Source organism: Vibrio sp. 10N.239.311.G01 (genome assembly GCF_041465805.1).
GTDB lineage: Bacteria > Pseudomonadota > Gammaproteobacteria > Enterobacterales > Vibrionaceae > Vibrio > Vibrio crassostreae_C.
Map to the genome: position 1 here is coordinate 32,023 of NZ_JBFSRM010000026.1, position 24,477 is coordinate 56,499.

Here is a 24,477-nt window from a genome sequence, read left to right on the forward strand (position 1 = left end):
CTCAAACAACGAACCAACCAATATTAAATCTTAGTTCTATCTAAGTTTATGATTTAAATAAGCCCTAGAATTAAGTTACTATTCCAAGCATTGTAAGAATAATGAGATAGGAGGAAAATATGGCAGAGCAATTAGAATTCGACCAAGCTCACCAAACCCTCCAAGAAGTCAGCGAAGCCCTAGAAAACGGCCGATTTGTTCACGTACGCCGACAACTTCAGGACATGGAGCCTGAAGATATTGCACACCTTTTAGAAGCCTCCCCTCGCAAAAGTCGTGACGTACTCTGGCAACTCACCGATCCTGAAGACTACGGTGAAATTCTTGATGAACTAAACGAAGACGTCAAAGATGCTCTTGTGTCGAAAATGGCACCTGAGACCTTGGCAGAAGCAACCGAAGGTATGGAAACCGATGACGTCGCGTACGTACTTCGAAGCCTACCCGACGATGTTTCTCGCGAAGTCCTTTCTCAAATGGACTCCGTCGATCGTGCATTAGTTGAAACTGCCCTGTCGTACCCTGAAGATTCAGCGGGTGCGATCATGAACACCGACGTAATCACGATTCGTGGTGATGTCGATGTTGACGTTGTATTGCGCTACATGCGTATGCGTGGCGAACTGCCGGATGCAACTGATGCTCTGTATGTTATTGATGAAGAAGAACGTCTTATCGGTAACCTATCACTTACCACGCTAGTAACGACTCAACCTGATGTCCCTGTTTCAGAAGTGATGGATGATGCCGACGAAGCGATCGCGGTAGAAACCAGTGCGTCAGATATCGCGAGCCTGTTTGAACGTCGTAACTGGGTTTCTGCGCCTGTCATCGATAGTAACCAGCACCTTGTTGGTCGTATCACCATCGATGACGTGGTTGATGTTATCCGTGAAGATGCCGAACACTCAATGATGAGTATGGCGGGTATGGACGATGACGAAGATACCTTCGCACCGGTCGTAAAATCTGCTCGTCGTCGTAGTGTGTGGCTTGGTGCTAACGTACTCGCAGCACTGGCGGCAGCATCTGTATCAAACATGTTTGAAGCAACGCTCGATCAAATGGCAGCGATTGCGGTTCTGATGACTATCGTGCCTTCGATGGGGGGTGTTGCGGGTAACCAAACCGTTGCTCTGGTGATTCGTGGTTTGGCACTCGGTCATATCGGTGACAGTAACAAACGCGAACTGCTACTCAAAGAGGCAGCCATCGGCTTCCTAAACGGCGTTCTATGGGCCGTTATCATTGGTGGTATCGTGGTGGCTTGGAAAGGTAACTGGATACTGGGAGGCATCATCTCAGCGGCGATGATGACCAACTTGATTGTCGCAGGTATTGCTGGTGTAACTATCCCAGTGATGTTGAAGAAGATGAATATCGATCCAGCCCTTGCTGGCGGTATGGCACTGACCACAGTAACCGATGTTATTGGCCTATCGGTGTTCCTAGGCTTAGCGACCATACTGATCTAGTTAGCATAAGCAGTTAGCCAATTTTTGGCGAAATACAGAAAACAAAAAGGGAGCCACGGCTCCCTTTTTTAATTCATCAGATTCGCTTTAATTGAATTACTCACCCGCGACTTTCATCGACTCAAGCAGGATAGAACCCGTTTGAATTTGCGAACGTGTTTCTACGTCGTTACCCACAGCAACAATCTGAGTAAACATGTCTTTTAGGTTACCTGCGATTGTTACTTCTGATACTGGGTATTGGATCTCTCCGTTTTCAACCCAGAAACCTGCAGCGCCACGTGAATAATCACCCGTTACGGTGTTTACGCCTTGGCCCATCACTTCAGTGACTAGGAAGCCAGTACCCAACTCTTTTAGCATCTGCTCAAAGTTTTGACCGGTCGATTTAACGAACCAGTTATGAATACCACCAGCATGACCGGTTGGCGTCATATCCATCTTACGTGCGGCATAGCTCGTTAGTAGGTAAGTTGCTAGCACACCGTCAGTGATGATTTCACGATCTTGAGTGAACACACCTTCGCTATCGAATGGGCTTGAAGCCAAACCACGCAAGATATGTGGTCGCTCAGAAATGTTAAACCAGTCAGGTAGGATTTTCTGACCGAGATGATCCAATAGGAATGACGACTTGCGGTAAAGGTTGCCGCCACTGATCGCCATCACAAGGTGACCGATAAGACCTGTCGCAACATCGTTAGCGAACATAATTGGGTACTGGCCTGTTGGTAGCTTTTTCGCATCCAAACGGCTAATGGTCTTTTCTGCAGCTTCTTGACCTACACGCTCAGGCGTCCATAGCTCGTCACGGTGACGTGCAACGGTGTAGCTGTAGTCACGCTCCATCTCACCGTTAGCGCCTTGTCCAATTACACAGCAGCTCGTGCTATGACGACTAGAAGCATAGCTTGCTAGTAAGCCATGGCTGTTACCATAAACCTTAACGCCATAGTGGCTGTCGTAGCTTGCGCCATCACTCTGTTTGATCTTATCGCTATAAGCTAACGCTTGCTTCTCAGCAGCAATCGCAATCTCAGCGGCATAGTCAGGGTTTGGTTCATCAGGGTGAAAAAGATCCAAATCTGGAATTTCTTTTACCATGTATTCTTTTGCCGCAGGACCGGCAAATGGGTCTTCAGAAGTGTACTGAGCGATATCAAGTGCGGCCGCGACGGTTTGAGCAATCGCCTTTTCACTCAGATCAGATGTAGATGCGCTGCCTTTTTTCTGGCCGCGATAAACAGTAATACCTAGCGCACCATCACTATTAAATTCAACGTTTTCCACTTCACACATACGTGTTGAAACACTTAAACCCGTTGACTTAGTAATAGCGACCTCAGCTGCGTCTGCACTCACTGATGCCATATCCAACGCTTTAGCTACTGCGGCTTCTAGCTCAACTCTTTGCTGGGCGACTTGCTGTTTTACATCCATATCTATTCTAATTTTTTAGGTCAATATTACGTAGGATAACAAGAATTTCGCTTTCTCCCCAAGATTCTTGCTAAAATAGGCAATATATTCGTTTGAGATAGTGACATAGGCAGAAAAGATGGCTCGCAAAAACCAAAAAGCCCCATGGGAACCAGAAGAAGAAATCATCTGGGTAAGTAAGACAGAAATGAAAACCGACATGGAAGCGCTACAAAAACTGGGGGAAGAACTTGTTTCCCTGAAGCCTTCTGTATTAGACAAGTTTCCTCTGTCTGAAGATTTGGCACAAGCGATTAAAGATGCACAACGCTTTAAAAATGAAGCGAAGCGCCGTCAACTTCAATACATTGGTAAAGTAATGCGCAATGTTGATCCTGAGCCAATTCAAGCGGCTTTGGATAAAGTACGTAACAAGCACTCGCAAGCAACCGCTGAACTGCACAAGCTTGAGCAACTGCGTGATCGCGTTGTTGCTGAAGGCGATGCTGCCATTTCAGAAGTCATGGACATGTACCCTGAAGCAGACCGTCAGCGTCTTCGTCAGCTAGCTCGCCAAGCTAACAAAGAGAAATCAGCGAACAAGCCAGCAAAGGCTTCTCGTGAAATCTTCCAAATCTTAAAAGAGCTAAAGCTAGAAGACTAATCTTTGTCGCTTTATTCTGTAAGACAATAAAAGACCTAGCGCATGCTAGGTCTTTTTGTTTTCTACGTACTCAATATCAGAGAGATTAAACAAGAGTGATGAATCGTCACTCACCCGCTTTAACAAATGAGCTTAATTCTGTCTGTGGATGATCCGCCGTCAGTGCCTCTATCGAGTCTTCAACCAACACCTTACCTAGCGCCACAAACACAAACTTATTCGCGATACTGCGTGCGTCACCTAAATGGTGAGTCACCATCAAGACCGTAATATTTCGCTCTGCCGCTAATCGCTTCACTAAGCTAAGCATCTCTTCACGCAGCAAAGGATCAAGCGCAGAGAAAGGTTCATCAAGCAGCCAAATATCATGAGGTTGGACAAAACAACGCGCTAACGCAACACGCTGGCGTTGACCGCCGGATAAGTGCTCAGGCAACCTATCCAAATACTCAGCGACGCCAACTTGCGCTGCGGCTTGCTCCACAGCTTGCTTTTGGGTTGCAGTAAGCTTTAAACCTGGATGCAGACCTAAACCAATATTTTCTCGCACCGTAAGGTGAGCAAACAGGTTGTGCTCTTGAAACAACATCGCCAACGGACGCTGATGTGCTTCTTTACCAATAAGCGACTGCCCAGCCACTGATATCTCACCCGATGTAGGCTCGATGAAACCAGCAATTAGCGCCAACAGGGTAGATTTACCAGCGCCACTCGGCCCCATAAGCGCAACAATATCGCCCTGCTCAGCTTGAAAATCAAAGCTAAACAACTCTCTGTGATAGTGGTAATCCACATCTTTCATCACTAACATCATCGGTTCCTTAATTCTTTAGCATCGAGCTTAGATCTTCGAGTAAATAAGAATTCTATTAAGCTAAAGCTGCCGACACTCAATAACAGTAAGCTCACAGAAACCACCGCCGCAGCTTCCATTTGATAACTGCCTAACAATTGGAATAGGTACAAAGGCAGAGTTCTAAAATCTTGGCTACCAAACAAAGCAATCGCGCTTAAGTCACCCATCGCCAACATAAAGCTAATCGAGAAGGCTTGCGCCATCGGCTTACGCAGTGCTCGCCACTCCACTAGCCTAAAACGCGTGAAACCTGTCATTCCCAAGCTTGCACACACATACTGATACTGCTGAGACAAATGCAGCATAGGTTGAGCTAGGGTTTTAATTACGTAAGGCAGCGCCATTAAGCTGTTGACGGCAATCACGATAAAGAAAGCTAAACTAAAGACATCGGTGAATGAACGCAGTAATAAGAAGATCCCCGTACTGATCACCAGCCCCGGAGTCACTAAGATAATAGTGCCAATCAGCTCGATTTTATCGGCTCGAAAATTCTTGTTCTGTAAACGCCATGCTCGGCTAGTCAGCAGTATGGCGATACCAATACCAACTGCGATAACACTTGCTAATGACGCGACTTTAACCGAGGTAATTAACGCCGCCCAAAACGGCTCGCTGCTGAGTACGGTTAATGCCTGCGAGTTAATTCCACTGACGATAACCATAGCTAATGGCGGCAATACCAGCATTGAGACTATGATGATCCAAAAGCTATCCCAAGCTTTTGACCACCAGCTGTCCTTAACCAAATATTTCTCTTCAGACAACTGACTGGCCGTCACTGAAATAGGTTTCGATAGCCGTTGAATGCTCACTGCTAGCACACCACACAGCAGCATTTGCCATATCGCGAGCAAGGCACCAGCTTGAAGGTCAAAGTCGAATTTAATCGCCTGATAAATAGCGAGTTCGATAGTGGTTGATTTAGGTCCACCGCCTAGTGCCATCACGGTAGCAAAGCTGGTAAAACACAGCATGAAGACTAAGCCACACACATGAGGCAATTGCTGTCTTAAACGTGGCCATTCAACCCATCTGAATTTGTTCCAATGACTCATACCCAAATGAGCACAAAGCTTGTGTTGCTCGGCAGGCACGGTATCTAACGCTTGTAAAAGTAAGCGACTGGCATAAGGCAAGTTAAAGAAAACGTGCGCCAGCAAAATACCATTCAATCCGTATATGGAAAATGGCAATTCAATATCGAAGCTCGCCAAAAACTTAGCTAACCAACCACTATTGCCATAGATCGCAAGTAAGCCAAATACGCCCACTAACACAGGCAGGACTAAGGTCGACGCGAACAGCCTTAACAACAAAGCGCGTCCAAAAAATTGCCTACGACACAGCGCATGAGCAATAGGTATAGCAAAGCCAACACTCAGCACTGTTGAGAGTGTCGCTTGATAAAAGCTGAATTTCGTTACATGCCAATAGTAAGGATCGGACCATACTTGGCTGATATCAAGAGAAGGGGCATTGCTAAGCAATGCCCCAACTGCTGAAACCACGAAGGCGGTAATGAGTATCGCTACCCAAATCCCAACCTTAGGTGTTTTCTTTATCATAGATTGATTTTTTACCGTAAATGATTCGCTCAGTTAACATCGAACAAACCTTTAAATACAGAAAGTTAGAAAGCTAATTTTTTAAAAGCAAATTAAAAAGTAAGTGCACTCTGCCATTCACGAATCCATGGCTTACGCTTAGCTGCAATTTCTTCGGGCGTAAAGCTTAGCGCTTTCTGAGGAACCGTAAGTTGCTCGAACCCTTTTGGAAGCTCAATATCGGTCACTGGGTACATCCAGTTGCCTGTTGGCATCGCCGATTGGAATTCATCACTTAGGATAAACGCCATAAACTCATCAGCAAGCTTTTCGTTCTTGCTGCCTTTAACCTTAGCGGCCACTTCCACTTGAGTGTAATGCCCTTCTTCGAAGCTTGCTGCTGCATACTTAGAATCGCTTTCAGCAATAATGTGGTAAGCCGGAGACGTTGTATAAGACAACACTAAATCCGACTCGCCTTCTAGGAACATAGAGTAAGCTTCAGACCAGCCTTTGGTTACAGTCACTGTTTTCTGAGCAAGCTTCTTCCATGCTGCTGTCGCTTCATCACCGTATACTGATTTCATCCAAAGCATCATGCCTTGGCCTGGTGTTGATGTACGTGGATCTTGGTAGATGACCTTAAGTTCATCACGCTGCTCAACCAGTTCTTTCAAGCTCTTCGGCGGGTTTTCCAGTTTCTCTTTATTGTAAACAAAAGCAAAGTAGCCAAAGTCATAGGGTACAAAAGTGCTGTCGTTCCAACCATTAGGAAGCGTTACCGATGACGTATCAACATTATGCTCAGCCAATAAGCCCGTCGCTTTCGCTTCAGCCATCAGGTTGTTGTCGAGACCTAGCAAGATATCGGCTTTGCTGTTGCCGCCCTCAAGACGTAAACGGTTCAGAATAGACACGCCATCTTCTAGAGCGACAAAATTCACATCACAACCACACTTCTCTTCGAATGCTTTTTCAACGGCAGGACGAGGGCCCCAATCCGCAGCAAAAGAGTCATAGGTGTATACAGTCAAAGTGTTGTCTGCAGCAAAGGCAGAAAAAGAAATAGCTGTAGTAACAGCAAGGGTAGTTAATGTGAATTTCACTGGACGCTCTCCATGGTCTGAGCGGCACAGGTTTGAGGGAGGAGAACGGTAGAGGTTGTTCCTAACTCAATTCCTACGCCAGCATTATCTGGTTCAGGTTTACGGGTCCCAAGCACCTGCTTGATCTCAGCTCGCATTCATTATTTGAATGGTTCGCTCCCCGATGAGTGTTCAGAATTGTAATTTGATTTTTAACAATAAGCTATCAAGTTTGGATCAATTACGTTGATCGTAACCCCAACGTGGCACTAAACCTTGTTCGATACCAAGGTGATCTAGAATACGCGCCACCATAAAGTCGACCAGATCTTCAATTGACTTGGGTTGATGATAAAAACCCGGAGCTGCAGGCATGATCGTTACGCCCATGGTCGAAAGTTTGTGCATGTTCTCGAGATGAAGCGTCGAAAATGGCGTCTCGCGAACCACCAACAACAATTGGCCTCGCTCTTTCATGACTACGTCTGCTGCTCGCTCAATCAGGTTATCTGATAGACCATGAGCAATCGAAGCCAAGCTTCCCGCTGAACATGGACAAACGACCATCTGTTTAGGTGCTGCTGAACCAGAGGCAACCGGCGAGAACCAATCATCTTTGCCACACACCACCAGCTTTTCAGGGTCGCAGCCAAGATGTTTAACCAAAGCTTGTTTCGCCGCATCTGGCCCAGCAGGTAACTTAAGTTCATGCTCGGTCGCCAATACCACTCGCGCTGCCGATGAAATCAGCAAGTAGACCTGATAGTCGGCTGCCAAAAGGCATTCAAGTAAACGCAGGCCATAAGGCGCACCAGATGCGCCAGTGAAAGCAAGGGTTATCGCTTTATCGTGTTTTGTCATGTTCTCAATTACTTCAAATTATAAGGTCGTGGATGCCGTTAGCCTTTGAGTGCCAATCCATCCAACAGTTTTTGATGAATGCCACCAAAGCCACCATTACTCATTACCAAAATTTGGTCGCCAGCTTGTGCCTCTGAGACAATTTTAGCAACGAATGCATCCATGTCATCACTCACGTGTGCCGGTTGGTGACAAGCGTCTGCAACATCTTGAACTGACCAATCAATGTTATCCGGTTGGAATAAGTAGGTAGAATCCGCCTGCTTCAACGAATCAGCCAGTATTTCTTTGTGCACACCACGTTTCATGGTGGCAGAACGAGGCTCTAAAACGGCAATGATTTTCTTAGTGTCGACCTTATTACGTAATCCCCCGAGCGTAAGTTCAATCGCCGTTGGATGATGAGCAAAATCGTCATAAACAGACACACCTGCCACCTCGCCTTTAAACTCCAAACGGCGCTTAGTATTAATAAAGGTAGCTAGTGATTCACAAGCAAGGTCAGGTGTCACGCCCACATGACGTGCAGCTGCAATCGCCATCAAAGCATTATTTACGTTGTGGTCGCCCACTAAATCCCAATTTACGGTTCCAACACATTCATTTTGGAAGTAAACCTCAAATTGAGAGCCATCTTTGACCAGTTTCTTGGCATCCCAGTCGCCTTGCTCGCCACTCGATTCAGTTTCACTCCAGCAACCGCGAGCTAGAACATCTTCAATAGCGCTGTCTTGCTTAGGTGAGAAAATGCGACCATTGCTTGGCACAGTACGCACCAAATGATGAAATTGTCGCTTAATCGCTTCAAGATCGTCAAAGATGTCCGCATGATCAAACTCTAGGTTATTCATCACTAAGGTTCTTGGGTGGTAATGAACGAACTTAGATCGTTTATCGAAAAAAGCACTGTCGTATTCGTCGGCTTCTACCACGAAGAACATGCTTTCACCAAGGCGAGCAGAGATACCAAAGTTACCCAACACTCCGCCAACTAAGAAGCCCGGTGCATAGCCACAGTCTTCCAAGATCCAAGCCAACATGCTTGATGTCGTGGTCTTACCGTGCGTTCCCGATACCGCTAACACCCAACGGTCATGCAGTAAGAACTCTTGCAACCACTGAGGACCAGAGGTGTATCTAAGGTTGTTATCCAACACATACTCAACACACGGATTACCGCGGCTCATTGCGTTACCGATAACCACGAGATCTGGCCTTGGTTCTAATTGGCTAGGGTCGAACCCTTCAATAATTTCAATCCCTTGTGATTCCAACAAGGTGCTCATTGGTGGGTAAACATTCGCGTCACTACCCGTAACCTTGTGACCTAATTGACGAGCCAATACCGCAGCACCACCCATGAAGGTGCCACAAATTCCTAAGATATGAATATGCATAAATTGCTTCCAAACGCTTGGCTAAATAAACAGTGCCTAATTAAAACGGCTTGCACTCATTATCATTAAATGGCGATTAAAAGCGAGCGGCAATGCAAAACAAATTGAGTCGACATAGTAAGTGAGATCTGTGTCGCTTAGTTCATTACCATTAAAAAGATCTAACCTTTAGAATTTAGGTAAGCGTCTAGATGAATAAAGCCCACTCAAGAGGCCGAATCTACAGTGCTCAAATCCCCCCTAATATTGAGAGAAGTTTAAGGAAATAACATGTCTGAGATGCGCACCCTTGGTGAGTTCATTGTTGAGAAACAGAGTGACTTCCCCCATGCAAGCGGTGATCTATCATCCCTTTTGTCGTCTATTCGACTTGCTGCAAAAATTGTTAACCGTGAGATCAACAAGGCTGGCCTAGTCGACATCACTGGCGCTGTTGGTACAGACAACGTGCAAGGTGAAGAGCAGCAAAAGCTAGACCTTTACGCGAACGACAAATTTAAAGCGGCTCTAGAAGCCCGTGACCAAGTTTGTGGTGTTGCAAGTGAAGAAGAAGACGAAGCTGTCGCCTTCAATAAAGAGCTCAACAAAAACGCAAAATACGTTGTACTGATGGATCCACTAGATGGCTCATCAAACATCGATGTAAATGTATCGGTTGGTACAATTTTCTCTATCTACCGTCGAGTATCACCGATCGGTACACCACCAACACAAGAAGATTTCTTACAGCCCGGACACAAGCAAGTAGCCGCGGGTTACGTGATTTACGGTTCTTCAACCATGCTTGTATACACAACTGGTGCTGGCGTAAATGGTTTCACCTACGATCCATCTCTGGGTACTTTCTGTCTATCTCATGAAAACATGATGATTCCAGACGAAGGCAAGATCTACTCGATCAACGAAGGTAACTACATCCGCTTCCCAACCGGTGTTAAGAAGTACATCAAATACTGTCAGGAAAGCGAGCCAAGCGATAACCGCCCTTACACGTCACGTTACATTGGTTCTCTTGTGTCTGATTTCCACCGTAACTTGCTAAAAGGCGGCATCTACTTATACCCAAGTACAGAGAGCCACCCTCAAGGTAAATTGCGTTTGCTTTATGAATGCAACCCTATTGCTTTCCTTATGGAGCAAGCTGGCGGTATTGCATCAGACGGTGCACAGCGTATCATGGATATCAAACCAACTGAGCTACACCAACGTGTGCCTTTCTTCGTTGGTTCAACAAAAATGGTACGTAAAGTAGAAGAGTTTCTTGAGCTGAACCCTGAGTAACCCTCTCATTTCATTCTCAAACTAACGCTATTAAAAAGCCAGCACCTCAGTGCTGGCTTTTTGTTGTCTCGTAAGGTGATTAACTAGTTAGGAATCATTGTTCCGCTGACACCAGTTACCCGAAAGTATTTCTTTATTAGCTGTTAGATCAAGCTGATACAAATATACCCATGCTAATCCAAATATAGTCTCTATTTGCTCGCGACGATACTCAACAGGAACATCTTCTAGCCGATCGAGCGACTCTAAAATTTCGTCGTTAATGATATAGACCTCACCAGCGACACTTTTCTTTCCCAAAATCATCGCCGGATAGGCACCTAAATCAAAAAGTGCGTATTCCTTTAGGTGTATCAAACTGCCCTAATAAATCGCAGCCCTTCAAATAGTGGTGATTGGACTGACCTTGCCTCAAGGTTCCATAGACAAAAACAAGATGCTGCATATGCCCTCCCATACGGCTCTACTCGAACTCAAATTGATAGAGAAGATCCACAGCACTGTCTAAACCAGACACAGCTTCAACATAGAGATCCTGCATCAATCGATAACGAACGGTAAACTCACCTAAAGAGTTGAAGATACCCACACCATACTTCACCTGTAAGCCTGGCAGGATGTAACCACTTACCGTCACCTGAGAGTCATCGCCAGAGCCTGCGGTATCCAGTTGCAAATCTTGCACACCAAAGGCTTCACCAATTTCGCCGACAACCTTACCACTCTTCGCTAAACTCAAACCGATTAAAGTCGTTGTCATCGAACCGCTCGACTCACCGTCGATATCTTGGCCACGCAAAATATAAGACAGTGCGTTCGCTTGTGGCATCGCTGGGTCAGAATAAATCTCGATGGTAGGCTCTGTCGCAGGGCCAGTCACTCGAATACCAGCGGTCACGTCATCCTGAGTATTATCAGGATTACGAATCGCGTTGATGGCTACGTATGGCTGATCCGGTGGTCCATTCATTAGGATCTTACCCTCTTCGATCAAGAGGTCTTGCCCGAATGATTGATAAGTACCATCGACGATGTTCACTTCACCTGTAATAAATGGACCTTGGTCTTTTTGAGCCACGTTGAGCTTACCGACCAAATCACCTTCAAGACCGAAGGCAGACAGTTTAAAGTCATCACCAATGGAGATATTAATATTCGTCATCACATTGAATGGAATCGTATCTTCGTTTTCTGGCTCTAGATCTTTATTCAAAATAACCTGATCAGAAGAGACGCCAACCGCTGACGGTGGTAAATCTTCAACAACAATTCGTCCCCATGGTAATGCAATATCACCGGTGATTTTCGCCAGATCTGGTGTGACATCAATAGTCATATCAGGTACGACCTTCACCTTAACCATCGGTGGGATATCAACCATCAACTCATCAGCGAAAACTCTAACGTTCGAATGCCATGCTTTAAGATCTTGCCAATCTCCGGTTCCCTCAATATCAAGGTGACCATCAGGTGTTTCGACATTCGCATCCAGTTTTGCACTATAACCATCAAAGTCGAGGTCGATGCGGCCATCTTTCACATCAACAGGCGTAACATCGCCTTTGACTTGAATACCATCAACAGAGAATTGACCAAAGACTTGAGGGTGCATCAGAGAGCCTTTAACTTGAAGATCACTCTCAAGGTCGGCTTTCAATAAGCTGTATTCACCTAGAATTGGTTGTAAGAAATCAAGATGGAACGTGGTCAGCTTAATTGCCGCATCGACCATTTTGTCTTCGGCAAGAATATCCGGTAACGACACCGTGCCAGACAGGTCACCATTGTCGGAAACATCCAACTTAAAATCGGCATCCAGTTTGTTGTCTTTCAGTTGGGCATTCAATGCAACGCTTTCCCAACCCAGTGTGATTGGCTCACCCACTTGTTGAACAACCTGACCTTTCGGCATATCAACGCTTACCGTGACTTCAGGCTCATCTTGTTCAGACCACTTTGCATGAGCAGTCGCATTGACTAAGCCCTGTAATTGCGTCTCTTTAGGCACAAAGGCTTTAATCTGCTCGAAATCGAATTGATTGATGGCTACCTTGGCCTCACCCGATTTTCCGACACGAACGTCTTCATCCAAACACACGCTCGAACCCGATTGTTTCCAACAGTGCGCTTGAACATCGGCAAACTGTTTATCAACATCCGCATTTATCGCGACAGGTTGATCTAACACCCAAGGACCTTGCTGAGTGGTGATTTTGACTCTGTCTAACGATCCATACCAAATAAGAGAAGGCTTTTGAATCAACTCTCCGGAAATAGCTAAGCTTGTAGACACGATGTCGGATATCACATCAAGTGTCACTGTGTGTTTCTTCTCACCACCACTCACCGTGAGATCAATGCTTTTTACGCTCTGATCTTGATAGGTTAGGTTGTTAGCTTTTAATTCAAGATCAGCTTGAGCTTCAGGCAATGGCAGAGGAACCACAGAACCATTAAGCGACAAGGATTCTAGTGTTGCTTCGTTATTCCAATCTACCTTATCCACATTTAGAGCGAGATCGACTTCAGGCTTTTTCGTTGGACCACTGAGCTGGATGTTACCAATCACTTTACCTTTCAAATCAGGGACGCTTTTTACAAGCTCAGGGAAGTAAATCTCAACACCCATGTCCCATTTCTTATCAAGCTCACCCTGAGCCTTAATCGAGTTAACACCGTGAGCTAAGCTCAAACCACTGGTTTTCAGTTTTGGTTCACCGCTCGCGCTGCGATCCGACGCTGACAACTGACCTTCGATATCCAGAGGGTATTCTCGCAAGATCCCTTCAATATCCAATTTAGGCAGTTCAATCGCCCAGCCGCCCGCTTCCGTCAACTCACCCGAGGTGACGATGCTTCCGCTAATGTTGCCCTCGGCTTCAGGCCACTGCAGACCCGGCTGAATATCTTTGAGTGTCACGTCAGCTTGCCAGTTAACGAGACTCTTCCAGTTCGCTTTAACGACACCGTTAAGCTCACCGCCTAGCGTGTTGAGCTTTAGACGCTCGAGCTCAATTTGTTCCGTCGTGCCTTTACCCTGTAGATCAATGGCTAATTCAGGGATTTCCTTACCATCGGCTTCACCTTTAAGAAGAACATTGAAACCATCTAGTGAGCCATCAGCTTTGAATTGCTCAATTGTCGCTTGGTAATCGCTTTTTCCGGTAAGGGGCCACTGTGCTTGTCCGCCCTCTAAAAGAAGGTCAAATGGCAGAGTCGGTTCTAAGGGTTGAATATCCCCAGACAGCTTTGCCTCAATCAATTCAGAAAACTCGGAATCTAGGTTTAGTTTAGCTACGCTACCTTGCGCTTTCAGGGATAGCTTCTGCCCAGCAAGGTCGGTTTCTTTCACTAACGCATCCAAAGACAGCTCTAACGGGTAATCACCTTTAAGCTCAACCTTCGTCGTTAGATTTGCGCTTACTTGTGGCATATCGAGTTCGAGAGTTGAAACATCAACCGTGTGTTTACCCGCGCGTGCCTCTAGTCCAAGGTGATTAACAACGATTGGTGTTTCTTGTTCTAAGGTGAAACGGTTAAGATCAAAACGCTCAAGTACAACCTGCAAAGGAATTAAGACTTCAGGTAACTCGATAGCCGTTTTAGTGGCAGCCTCTGGTTCTACCGTTTCTGTTTGCGGTTCTTCTGTCGATTCAGCAAGCTTAATTTTTAGGTCATTGAACAAGGTTGGCGATACCGTCAGCGTTTCTCCCTGCATGCTCAGAGCCGTTGAGAACAGGCTCCATTCAATTTCATGCCCTAAGATATTCAACTTGATATCAGATAAAGCGATACGGTTGATTACGATTGGCAGCGGTGTTTTTACCGATGTTACGGGCGGAGTCGGTTCTGTTTCTTCTGTAGAGGCCGGAGGCAGTTCAGTAAATGCGAAGTCCAACCCTTGAATCGCTAAACGATCGACACACAGCTTAGGGTCGAGCAGACAGCGAGGGTTAATAGCCAAGTTCAGCTTTTGAACTTTGGTGTCGATATGCAGGCTGTCATCTTTAAACTGAACATTATTAAGCGTAAAACTCGGGAACAGAGCCCCTTTAGTGCTTTCCACTTTAAGCTGTGGCAACGCTTTTTCAGCGCCCCACAACACAGTGTTCAACCCTGGATTGGTGAACAAAACAAAACCTAGCAAGGCTATCAACAACAGCAAAATAGACGTCAATGAGATCGACGTCCACTTGATGCACTTGCCCATCACTTTGATCATAATTCTGGCCCTAAACTAAAGTGTAACTGGAACTCATCACCTTTTTCTGCATCTAGACCCCAAGCAAAATCTAAACTCACTGGACCAACAGGTGACGCCCAACGAACGCCGACACCGGTGCCGTGTTTCCATTCGGGTTTGTCATTAAATGCATCACCAATGTCGTAGAATGCTGCACCCCACCAGTTTCCAACCAAGCGGTATTGGTATTCAAACGAGCTGGTTGCAATGAATTTGGCACCCGTTAGTGCGCCACTTTCATCTCGAGGAGAGATCGACTCATAACCATAACCACGAATGCTATTGTCACCACCAGCAAAGAATCTTAGGGAGGGAGATAGCTTATCAAACTCGTCGGCAAAGTTGCCGCCAAATTGAAGTCGAGTTAAGCCTCGGTGATTGTCGCCAATGCTTCGAATCCAAGCGGTTTGACCTTGAAAACGAACAACCTTAGTTTCAGATAACAAGGTATCATCACCCGCTTCAACCATAATGGTTTGTTTATCGCCCCACATCGGCATCGAACCGCCTCGCGTTCGAGTGCGTGAGAAAGAGATACCCGGCAGCACAAATTGCGCTAAATCATCCTGCAAACCTTGCTCATAGTTTTCGACCAAGTATCGAATGAAGACCGTGCGTTGCCAACCGTTATCCAGTCGCCAATATCTTTCTAGCGCTAAGTTTGACTCCAAACTCTTGGTATCACGATTATCCAAGTTTTTCATACCGTACTTAACTTGATAGTAGTCGTTCAGCACGTCATCCAGAGGGATTTTATAGGTAGCGGTAATCGTCTGTTCAGGTTTAGAAATCGACAGGCTGCTATTGAAGCTATGGCCTTGTTCATTAACCCAAGGTTTTTTCCACTTCAGAGTGCCTTTTACGCCAAGGTCGGTTGAGACACCGATACCCGTTTCGATTTGGTTACGAGCTTGCGGAGCAAGGCTAACCTTCATCGGGATCTCTCGGCCTTCGCCTAACTGGCTTAAATCTGGTTCAACAAATACCGAGGAGAACCAATCCGTATTGGACAGGTTTTGGTTGTACTCACCGACTTTGGTGATTGAGTAAGGTTCGCCATCCTCAAATGGTTTAAGTGACTGCACCTTATCTTCTTCTATCTGGCTACCAGTAACCTGAGTAGTACCAAAGTGATAGCGGATACCACTGTTATAATGAAGACGAACATAAGCGCGGTTCAATTCAGGAGCGACTTCTAGCTTACTAAGATCATAAGCACCATCGAAGTAGCCTTTCGCTAAGCCAAGGTTGCGGATCGACGATTTCAAAGAGTCATAATTACCATGATTCAGAGTCGAACCTTTAGACAAGCTACTCTTCGCTATCAAGGCTAAAAAGTCTGGGTCATCCTTGGCTTCACCAGTTAGAACGATATCTGAAGTATAAATAACAACAGGCTCTCCCGGCTCAACCGTAACGGTCATTTCGGTATCATCTTCGGAGTGAGTAAATGTGATTTTAGGGTGGTAGTAGCCTAACGCATTCAGGGCTTCTTTAATCATAGATTCCAAGCGGGATTGGAATCTTAGTGAAACCGAATACTCTTCTTCAGGGATCGCACTCAGATAAGCATCAACATTATCCTCAAGCGCTCCATCTAGCCCTTTGATTTCAAGGGAAACGTCAGCGAAAGCAAGCGTCGATGACAATAGAGTGCCAATCAGAACTGGTAAAGTTTTTCTTATCATGTTTAATTGGTGAAGAAGTTATCAATACGTTAATAAGTGAAAAGAAATAATACCGCTAAATAGGCATTGAGTCTGTAATAAATCCTGGAATAACACGGTCTAATTTAAAGACTTATTCAATATTGACCAACAGTTAATATGAACCCACGTTAAATAAAAGCCAGCGCGGTAAACGTATGCGAAAAGGAATATAACATGCTAAACAAACAACAACTGGTTTCTGCAGCAACCGCACTACCGGGAAATGCTGACCCAATTCGAATCACTGAGCGCCATTTCGTCAATCAAACCGACCTGCTCGATGCACCCACGGGCTCTCAACAAGAAGTCCTGTTTGGTATGGGGTGCTTCTGGGGAGCTGAGCGTTTGTTTTGGCAATTGGATGGCGTTATTTCAACATCCGTTGGTTACGCTGGCGGATACACAGTTAATCCCACTTATGAACAAGTATGTACTGGGCAAACCGGCCATACCGAGGTCGTTCGTGTCATATTTGATAGTGAACAAACCTCTCTAGCTCGAATACTTGAAACCTTTTGGGAGCGTCATGACCCAACTCAAGGGATGCGCCAAGGCAACGATTTAGGGACTCAGTACCGTTCTGCGATTTACACCTTCAGTGAAGAACAACAATCTATCGCTGAGCACTCTAAACGTGAATATCAACGAGCAATGACTGAATCTTTAGGCAACGAGATCACGACGGAAGTTCTGCCTGCTGGAAAATATTTTTTCGCAGAAACCTACCACCAACAATACCTAGCTAAAAATCCGAATGGGTATTGCGGGTTGGGTGGAACAGGTGTGTGCTTCCCTCCACAATAAAGTGCCGTTCGACATACCATCGTGAACGACACGCATTAAAAAAGGGCTTCCATCAGGAAGCCCTTTTCATTGTTAATCTATTCGGTGCAAGACAAATCGATAAAGCTCAGTTACACCGGCAACGCTGCAATGGTGCCGTTAACTTCTTTAAAAATAGTGAGCTTTTGTTTGTCTGAAACTTCAGGAAGTAGCACCTTGCCTTGGTCGAAGCGAAACTCTCCAACACCTTCAATAGCAAATTGGCCTTTGAACAGGACTTTAACGAAACGCGCCACCTGACGTGGACGGTAAGTAGAAAATTTTCTTAACATAATACAACCTCAATTCCATTTGAGTACTACAGTCACATACCTGAACAGCGTCGCTGTTCAAAGCACATTTAATCGCTAATTCCTTTAGCAAACAGCAAGATAATCTATTGTTCATCTTGATATTGATGCATTATACCTTTTGGTAACAAGCCTGCAACTTCTTTCTACGTCGTACGATAAAAAAGTTAAAGAGGCATTTTTCAAATTTCATATTATACTTCCTGTGCAAACCAATAAGCGGAACAAAAATATAATGAAAAACAAAACTCTACTGGCTTTTCTAGCCGCAGCCTCTCCACTCTTCGCCAATGCTCACAACCTATCAGTAGGCGCTACCCTGCCTGCCGTTGATGTGAGTAACTATGGTGAGATTGTTCTAAACGACGGAAATACTGGATATCAAGCTTGGGCAACCAATGATCTTCTAGGAAAAGTTCGCGTCGTTCAAGCTATCGCTGGCCGCAGCAGCTCTAAAGAGCTCAACGCACCACTGATGGCAGCCATTACCGCATCGAAATTCTCAGAAGACAGCTACCAAACCACCACTATCATCAACCAAGATGATGCGATTTGGGGTACTGGGTCTTTTGTTAAGTCGTCTGCCGAAAGCAGCAAAGAAGAATTTCCATGGTCTTCTATGGTCCTAGATGAAGACGGCGCCGTTGCGTCAACATGGGCTCTAAAAGAAGAAAGCTCAGCGATTATCGTTCAAGACAAGCAAGGTAAAATCTTGTTTGTAAAAGAAGGTGCATTAAACGAATCAGAAGTCACTCAAGTCATTGAGTTGATTAAAGCGAGCCTTTAATAAGATATTCGCGTCTTTTTCGAGACCTAACCAAAGGATATTGTTATATTATAACAGTATCCTTTTTTTAATTCTGTGGTTAATCATCCTGATGTGGCAAAACACACCCAACAATGTGAAACGAAAAACAGGCTTCTTGCTTGGGCTTATGCTCATGTTAAGCGTGTTAGCCGCAACACACATTGTGGATATCGCACCAGAGCACCACACTTCACACCATTGTGAGCTGTTTTCGCTTAATCAGTTCATCACAGCGCACTCACTACCACAGATTCCAGAGTTACATTCGGAATTTACTGTCGCTATTACAGAGTCAGTAACTTCACTACAGCGGCTATATTTCGCTTATTTGGCACGCTCACCTCCTGTAAATATCGCTTAATTACCACTACTTTTTAATTAACCTTTATTCAGGAAAAAACATGAAACCTACTTTTTTAGCCGTTGTTATCGGCATGACTGTCTCTACAAATGCTCTAGCTAACGAAGAATTCCGCTCTCATGATGCACACGTACATGGCCAAGTTGAAGTAAACATCGCGCAAGATGGGCAAGAATTGCTTGTTGAAGTAACAGCTCCAGGCGCAGATGTGGTTGGGTTTGAACATGCTCCAAAAACTGCAGAACAGAAGAAAGTGTTTGAACAGGCTATCGCACAATTAAACAAGCCAGAAGAGCTGTTTAGTTTTAACAATGCGAGTTGTACTCTGAAGTTCAAGTCAGTAGCAAACACCTTAGAAGGCGGTCATGACGACCATGAAGGCCATGACCATGCGGAACACGGTCATGGCGACCACAAAGACCATGATCACGCTGAACACGATCATGACGACCACAAAGACCATGACCACGCTGAACACGATCATGATGACCACAAAGACCATGACCACGCTGAGCACGATCATGATGACCACGAAGGTCACGACCACCACGATCATGAAGGCCACGATCACTCAGAAGGTGGCCACGGTGAGTTCACTGTTGAGTACCACTATGAATGTTCAGATGTTGCTAAGCTAGACACAGTTAGCACTCAGTGGTTCTCTAAGTTCAGCAACACTGAAAAAATGACGGTGAACCTACTAACAGACACAGCTCAAGTACAAGAAGTGCTTAACGCAGAGCGTATTAGTTTCCGATTCTAATCACTCCTAGATCGGATTAAACGTAAAATAAACAGCCAGGTAAGTCATCGCTTACTTGGCTGTTCAAATCGGTGTGTTCCTGGGAATTTATGTTTCAAATTACTGTCCAGTAGATACACCGCTTTAATTATTGGAGCTAGCATGTCTTCTGACAGTTCATCACTTGTGGTCAAACTCGAAAATATCAGCTTTCGTTGGAAGCCTGAATTACCACCAACGCTAGAGATCCCCTCTCTTCACATCCAAGCCCAAGAGCACCTTTTTATTAAAGGGCCAAGTGGTTGTGGAAAATCAACTTTGTTAGGGCTACTGACCGGAATCAACCAAGCTGAGCAAGGAGAAGTCTCTATCCTTGATCAAGACCTCACTCAGCTTACACCTCGTCAAAGAGATAAATTCAGAGCCGATCATATTGGTTATATTTTCCAACAATTTAACCTGCTTCCTTATCTATCAGTTATCGATAACGTGACGCTTCCTTGCCAGTTTTCACAGATTCGTAAACAGCAAGTCGCTGAAAGCCAGAAAAGCTTACAAGAGACGGCTCGAGAGTTGTTACTCCGATTAAAGCTACCTCAAGCTTTAATGGACAAGCCCGTTACCGAGTTGAGCATCGGTCAACAACAACGTGTTGCTGCCGCTCGTGCTTTGATCGGCCAACCCAAAATCATTATTGCCGACGAGCCAACCTCGGCTTTGGATCATGACAACCGAGAAGCTTTTATCGAACTGTTGTTAGAACAAGCCAACCAGGCAGGTTCTACTCTTATCTTTGTTAGCCATGATCCAACACTAGAAAAGTTGTTCACTCGAACCATAGATTTAAAAACCGTTAACCAAGCTAAGGTTGTCGTATGAAAGTAATTACTCACTTAGCCTTAAAAAGCGTACTCAACCGTAAAGCCACAGCCATTCTAACTATTCTCACTGTGGCTGTATCCGTCATTCTATTACTCGGTGTGGAACGTGTAAGAACCGAAGCTAAGAGCAGCTTCGCCAATACGATTTCAGGTACTGACCTTATCGTCGGTGGCCGCTCTGGTCAGGTAAACCTGCTGCTTTATTCCGTATTTAGAATCGGTAATGCGACCAACAACATCGACTGGAAAAGCTATGAAGAATTTAGCCAGCACAACGCAGTAAAGTGGGCGATACCAATATCATTGGGCGATTCACACAAAGGCTTCCGTGTGATGGGTACAAATCATAGTTACTTTGAAAACTATCGCTATGGAAGTAAGCAATTACTTACTTTCCAACAAGGTAAAGAGTTTAATCAGCTATTTGACGTAGTGATTGGTGCCGACGTCGCGAAGAAGCTAGATTACAAAATAGGTGATCAAATCATTCTTGCGCACGGTATCAGTGATGTTGCGTTTAGCCGTCACGATAATCTGCCCTTCAAGATTGTGGGAATACTCGCGCCAACAGGAACACCAGTAGACAAAACCGTACACGTATCGCTAGAGGCAATCGAAGCAATTCATGTTGGCTGGGAATCAGGTGCCAACCTCGGGCACACACCGAATGCTGAAGCGCTAAAGCAACGTGACTTCCAACCGAAGCAGATTACCGCGATGATGGTTGGCCTTAAATCGAAGATCCAAACCTTCGCACTGCAACGAGAAATCAATAACTACCGCCAAGAACCTTTAAGCGCCATTATGCCGGGCATTGCGCTTCACGAATTGTGGGGAATGATGGCTGTAGCAGAACAAGCATTACTGATTGTTTCAGGGTTTGTTGTTGTCGCCGGATTATTGGGTATGCTCAGTAGCCTACTCACTAGCTTGCAAGAAAGGCGTCGAGAGATGGCTATCCTACGTGCGATGGGCGCAAGACCTCGTCATGTGTTTGGTTTACTGATCAGTGAAGCCAGTGCACTAACCTTCCTTGGCATTACACTAGGTGTTGCAGTGCTGTTTGCGCTGATCGCAGTGGTTGCTCCTATTGTGCAACAAAGTTATGGTATCAACATATCGATATCCGCAATCACACCGCATGAGTGGAAACTGCTTATGCTGGTACAAGTTGCCGGAATCATTATCGGCTTTATTCCCGCTTTCAGGGCTTACCGCCAGTCATTGTCTGATGGCATGACGATTCGAATCTAAAATAGGAACCTACGATGCAACGCAAATTCCTACTGATACTTGGGCTACTTCTGTTCCCATTTATCAGTACAGCTCACGCTGAAACCACTCAGAATGACGAATCGGTATTAACACTTGAATGGATTGATTTGATTCCAGAATCAGAACGTGCTCAGCTAGATTCATTTGGTATGCCGATGGTTGACCACAATAGTATGGACAAACCTCAACAATCGACACTTGGTGCTGTTCGCCCAGAGCTGAATGGCAGCACAGTGAAGATTCCTGGCTTTGTGATTCCATTGGAAGGTGATGAGAATATGATCACTGAGTTTCTGCTGGTACCGTACTTTGGCGCATGTATCCACGTGCCACCGCCGCCACCGAACCAAATCATCTACGTGAAGTTCCCGAAAGGTGCACCAATACAGCAGTTATGGGATGTGATCTATTTGGTCGGAACGCTGAAAACTGAGTCAATCAGCCATGACTTAGCGCAAACCGGTTATCTTATTGAAGGTACTGCGATTGAAGAGTATGACGACATGTAGTCATTAGAAGGGTGGCTCAAGGATGAGCTGCCGTCACTGAACGAGTGTGATTATTCAATAACAGTTTAATAACGATAATTTTCTTCTGAATTACGCGATGTAATTAGATAAGTAAGCTAGAACAGCGACATAAATCGCGAGTAATAACCCTATACTAAGCTGTTTCTTCAGCTTGTTATCATTGACTTGATTCATAACTCCTCCTTGAGAATTACAACAAATTTAACATTTTATTATCATTAACAAAAGTAAAATTTTGTTGAAACCTTCAACTATGCTCGCAAAATCTAGCCACCAATAAGATAAAGAGTTACATTTTAGACAGTTATACCAATCACAATAAGTAAGTGTTCAGAAATAGCGTAGGAAAAAGCCTTGAGAACAAGGCGGAGCTTTTTGATAAGTAGTTATTCTACAATCAAAAGTTCTAACGCCGTTATCGAGCGTTTTAACAAGCTAGAGCGAGCAATTATTTACTACGATTGGTCTTGAGTCGTCTCCTAACGGTACTCTTATGTCAGAAACCAAACAGCCAGTGATCATTGAGCATGCTAGCGACACACAGCATAAGCATGAGAAAAAGCCTCATATTGCCGACAGTGCCAGCAGAATGCTGCACATCGCACAAAGCTTCGGCCTCGATTCCTTAATTAGTCATAGTGCCAAGCCAAAGGATAAAGCTGAGAGTACGCTTATCGAACGGGCACTATTGCGAGAGAAAAAACGTAGAGAGCTTCGCCAAAAGAACCTAGAACAGATTCTAAAGTTGGCGCACTCTTCATGTAAGGATGAAGCGGCTGGAGACCCGGATCAGGACTGGTTATACCGTTTCTTCGACATGGCCCAAGAGATCCACAATACATCGATGCAGAGGCTATGGGCTCAAGTACTGAAACGAGAAGTCACCAACCCAGGCTCGACGTCGATGAAGGCACTGCAAATCTTAAAAGACATGACACCAAAAGAAGCGTTAACCCTACAAAGGGCAGCATCACTGGGTTGTAGCTTTGGTAGCGATAACAGCAGAAAGCTCTTACTCGGCTTTAAATCTCATGCTGGGCTATTCAACTTTGGCAAAAGGGACACCACCAACACCATCAACCTTGGTGGGCACAACCTGCCCTACTCCAGCTTGCTCCACTTGATAGAGCTCGGGATTATTCTGGGCACAGAATTAGAATCCGGAGAGATTGATTTCGATCCAGCCCTGCACCTAACCTATCAAGGTAAGAGCATGTCACTGGCACCATTATCAAAAGGCGTGAAGCTGGTTTACTACCGATTCAGCCCTACAGGCAATGAGCTTTGTACCTTGCTCGGTAACAAGCCAAACACGCAGTATTACGATCAACTGATTGCACTATTGAGCCAGAAATTCACAGTACAGACAGAAGTGAAAAGCAGCGTAAATTACACCGTCTAGACACTCGACGGAGCTAAAATAGACGGTGTAAAAAGTGAAGTATAGAGAGGAATAAAGAGAATCTAGAGGATAGGTTTCTTGTCTCGGTAAACTAAGGCTGCACTATTTATCGGTCGTGAATAAACAGATAAACAGCTGAGTAGCCTTAGTCATACCAACGATCTCAGTTGGCTAAGATATTTCGCTTCTCCAACGCATCAATACACAGTTCGACCAATTCATCGAGTGTCTTCTCACCTGCAGGTAGATCAATCTCAGGGTTCTGAGGCGCTTCGTACACTGAACTAATACCTGTAAAGTTCGGGATCTCTCCGGCACGTGCTTTCTTATACAGACCTTTAGGGTCACGCTGTTCGCAAACCTCTAATGGAGTATTGACGAACACCTCAAGAAACTCACCTTCCGGCAATAAATCTCTCACGAGTTGCCTTTCAGCTTGATGCGGAGAAATAAAGGCTGACAACACGATCAAGCCTGCATCTGCCATCAATTTAGCAAGCTCACCAATACGACGGATGTTCTCTCGACGATCTTGCTCAGAGAAGCCAAGGTCGCTACATAAGCCATGACGCACATTGTCACCATCCAATAAATAAGTATGGTAACCAAGCTGTGCCAAACGATTTTCTAATGCTCCAGCGACTGTCGATTTACCAGAACCAGACAACCCCGTGAACCAGAGCACGGCTGGCTTTTGTGATTTCAGATCCGCGCGAAATGTTTTATCAATCGAGTGTTGATGCCACACAACATTCTCATCTTTGGGTTTGAGTACTGCGGTCATAATTAGTCCTTTAAATAAACAGCA

Annotated in this window: 21 protein-coding genes, 1 pseudogene and 1 riboswitch; of the genes and pseudogenes, 11 read left to right on the top strand and 11 right to left on the bottom strand. The window is 45.2% G+C overall.

Going from position 1 to position 24,477, the window contains the following annotated elements; genetic code table 11:
* Positions 1-119 precede the first annotated feature (119 nt).
* On the top strand, positions 120-1,475 hold the full coding sequence (gene mgtE, locus AB6D06_RS18175) for a magnesium transporter (RefSeq protein WP_017058911.1): 1,356 nt from the start codon (positions 120-122) through the stop codon (positions 1,473-1,475).
* A gap of 96 nt (positions 1,476-1,571) precedes the next feature.
* On the opposite strand, the gene pmbA is transcribed toward mgtE, so the two are convergent.
* Positions 1,572-2,915: a metalloprotease PmbA gene (pmbA, locus tag AB6D06_RS18180; protein ID WP_017058910.1), complete on the bottom strand. Its 1,344-nt coding sequence runs from the start codon at positions 2,913-2,915 to the stop codon at positions 1,572-1,574.
* Between the two features lie 118 nt (positions 2,916-3,033).
* Between pmbA and yjgA the strand changes: the two genes are divergently transcribed.
* Positions 3,034-3,558, top strand: coding sequence for a ribosome biogenesis factor YjgA (yjgA, locus tag AB6D06_RS18185; protein WP_017069408.1), 525 nt, complete (start codon positions 3,034-3,036; stop codon positions 3,556-3,558).
* Positions 3,559-3,664: 106 nt separating this feature from the next.
* On the opposite strand, the gene thiQ is transcribed toward yjgA, so the two are convergent.
* From thiQ to mpl, 5 genes are all read right to left on the bottom strand, one after another.
* Positions 3,665-4,369, bottom strand: a complete 705-nt coding sequence (gene thiQ, locus AB6D06_RS18190; RefSeq protein WP_372111277.1) for a thiamine ABC transporter ATP-binding protein — start codon at positions 4,367-4,369, stop codon at positions 3,665-3,667.
* Positions 4,369-5,982 (bottom strand): thiamine/thiamine pyrophosphate ABC transporter permease ThiP, encoded by a 1,614-nt coding sequence (gene thiP, locus AB6D06_RS18195; RefSeq protein ID WP_136973684.1) that lies wholly within the window; start codon positions 5,980-5,982, stop codon positions 4,369-4,371. Before thiP ends, thiQ begins: the two co-directional genes overlap by 1 nt.
* Positions 5,983-6,074: 92 nt before the next feature.
* Entirely contained in the window at positions 6,075-7,067 is a 993-nt protein-coding gene (gene thiB / locus AB6D06_RS18200; protein ID WP_102333028.1) for a thiamine ABC transporter substrate binding subunit, read from the bottom strand.
* Between the two features lie 53 nt (positions 7,068-7,120).
* Positions 7,121-7,240: riboswitch (TPP riboswitch) on the bottom strand.
* 43 nt (positions 7,241-7,283) lie between these two features.
* A complete protein-coding gene (locus AB6D06_RS18205) occupies positions 7,284-7,907 on the bottom strand; it encodes a flavin prenyltransferase UbiX (RefSeq protein WP_016787846.1) in 624 nt (207 codons plus the stop codon).
* A 38-nt stretch (positions 7,908-7,945) separates the two neighbouring features.
* On the bottom strand, positions 7,946-9,304 hold the full coding sequence (gene mpl, locus AB6D06_RS18210) for a UDP-N-acetylmuramate:L-alanyl-gamma-D-glutamyl-meso-diaminopimelate ligase (RefSeq protein ID WP_065584318.1): 1,359 nt from the start codon (positions 9,302-9,304) through the stop codon (positions 7,946-7,948).
* Between the two features lie 270 nt (positions 9,305-9,574).
* Between mpl and fbp the strand changes: the two genes are divergently transcribed.
* The gene (gene fbp, locus AB6D06_RS18215; RefSeq protein ID WP_008220458.1) at positions 9,575-10,585 is read left to right on the top strand and encodes a class 1 fructose-bisphosphatase; all 1,011 of its coding nucleotides are present in this window, start codon (positions 9,575-9,577) and stop codon (positions 10,583-10,585) included.
* A gap of 87 nt (positions 10,586-10,672) precedes the next feature.
* Here fbp and AB6D06_RS18220 read toward each other — a convergent pair.
* The 3 genes and pseudogenes from AB6D06_RS18220 to AB6D06_RS18230 all read right to left on the bottom strand — a co-directional run bounded on the left by AB6D06_RS18220 (position 10,673) and on the right by AB6D06_RS18230 (position 16,516).
* Positions 10,673-11,030: pseudogene (locus AB6D06_RS18220) on the bottom strand (gamma-glutamylcyclotransferase).
* An 18-nt stretch (positions 11,031-11,048) separates the two neighbouring features.
* Positions 11,049-14,807, bottom strand: coding sequence for a translocation/assembly module TamB domain-containing protein (locus AB6D06_RS18225; RefSeq protein WP_372111282.1), 3,759 nt, complete (start codon positions 14,805-14,807; stop codon positions 11,049-11,051).
* On the bottom strand, positions 14,804-16,516 hold the full coding sequence (locus AB6D06_RS18230) for an autotransporter assembly complex family protein (RefSeq protein ID WP_017063725.1): 1,713 nt from the start codon (positions 16,514-16,516) through the stop codon (positions 14,804-14,806). Before AB6D06_RS18230 ends, AB6D06_RS18225 begins: the two co-directional genes overlap by 4 nt.
* 195 nt (positions 16,517-16,711) lie before the next feature.
* On the opposite strand from AB6D06_RS18230, the gene msrA reads away from it, so the two are divergent.
* Positions 16,712-17,341, top strand: coding sequence for a peptide-methionine (S)-S-oxide reductase MsrA (gene msrA / locus AB6D06_RS18235; RefSeq protein ID WP_017058899.1), 630 nt, complete (start codon positions 16,712-16,714; stop codon positions 17,339-17,341).
* Between the two features lie 110 nt (positions 17,342-17,451).
* Here the strand turns inward: msrA and AB6D06_RS18240 are convergent, their stop codons facing one another.
* Positions 17,452-17,652 (bottom strand): DUF1107 family protein, encoded by a 201-nt coding sequence (locus tag AB6D06_RS18240; RefSeq protein WP_017058898.1) that lies wholly within the window; start codon positions 17,650-17,652, stop codon positions 17,452-17,454.
* A 253-nt stretch (positions 17,653-17,905) separates the two neighbouring features.
* On the opposite strand from AB6D06_RS18240, the gene AB6D06_RS18245 reads away from it, so the two are divergent.
* The 7 genes from AB6D06_RS18245 to AB6D06_RS18275 all read left to right on the top strand — a co-directional run bounded on the left by AB6D06_RS18245 (position 17,906) and on the right by AB6D06_RS18275 (position 23,669).
* Positions 17,906-18,457 (top strand): YtfJ family protein, encoded by a 552-nt coding sequence (locus tag AB6D06_RS18245; protein ID WP_017063723.1) that lies wholly within the window; start codon positions 17,906-17,908, stop codon positions 18,455-18,457.
* A gap of 91 nt (positions 18,458-18,548) precedes the next feature.
* Complete coding sequence (locus AB6D06_RS18250) at positions 18,549-18,839, top strand: DUF2607 family protein (RefSeq protein WP_372100555.1); 291 nt, start codon at positions 18,549-18,551, stop codon at positions 18,837-18,839.
* Positions 18,840-18,879: 40 nt separating this feature from the next.
* On the top strand, positions 18,880-19,602 hold the full coding sequence (locus AB6D06_RS18255; RefSeq protein ID WP_065584315.1) for a DUF2796 domain-containing protein: 723 nt from the start codon (positions 18,880-18,882) through the stop codon (positions 19,600-19,602).
* A gap of 141 nt (positions 19,603-19,743) precedes the next feature.
* Positions 19,744-20,460: an ABC transporter ATP-binding protein gene (locus AB6D06_RS18260; protein WP_017058894.1), complete on the top strand. Its 717-nt coding sequence runs from the start codon at positions 19,744-19,746 to the stop codon at positions 20,458-20,460.
* Positions 20,457-21,716 (top strand): FtsX-like permease family protein, encoded by a 1,260-nt coding sequence (locus AB6D06_RS18265; protein WP_017067558.1) that lies wholly within the window; start codon positions 20,457-20,459, stop codon positions 21,714-21,716. Before AB6D06_RS18260 ends, AB6D06_RS18265 begins: the two co-directional genes overlap by 4 nt.
* 14 nt (positions 21,717-21,730) lie before the next feature.
* A complete protein-coding gene (locus tag AB6D06_RS18270; RefSeq protein ID WP_017058892.1) occupies positions 21,731-22,246 on the top strand; it encodes a DUF3299 domain-containing protein in 516 nt (171 codons plus the stop codon).
* A gap of 514 nt (positions 22,247-22,760) precedes the next feature.
* Positions 22,761-23,669 carry a TIGR03899 family protein gene (locus tag AB6D06_RS18275; protein ID WP_372100553.1) on the top strand — a complete coding sequence of 303 codons (909 nt, stop codon included), beginning with the start codon at positions 22,761-22,763 and terminating at the stop codon, positions 23,667-23,669.
* 163 nt (positions 23,670-23,832) lie between these two features.
* Here the strand turns inward: AB6D06_RS18275 and cysC are convergent, their stop codons facing one another.
* A complete protein-coding gene (cysC, locus tag AB6D06_RS18280) occupies positions 23,833-24,453 on the bottom strand; it encodes an adenylyl-sulfate kinase (protein WP_017067555.1) in 621 nt (206 codons plus the stop codon).
* Positions 24,454-24,477: the final 24 nt, after the last annotated feature.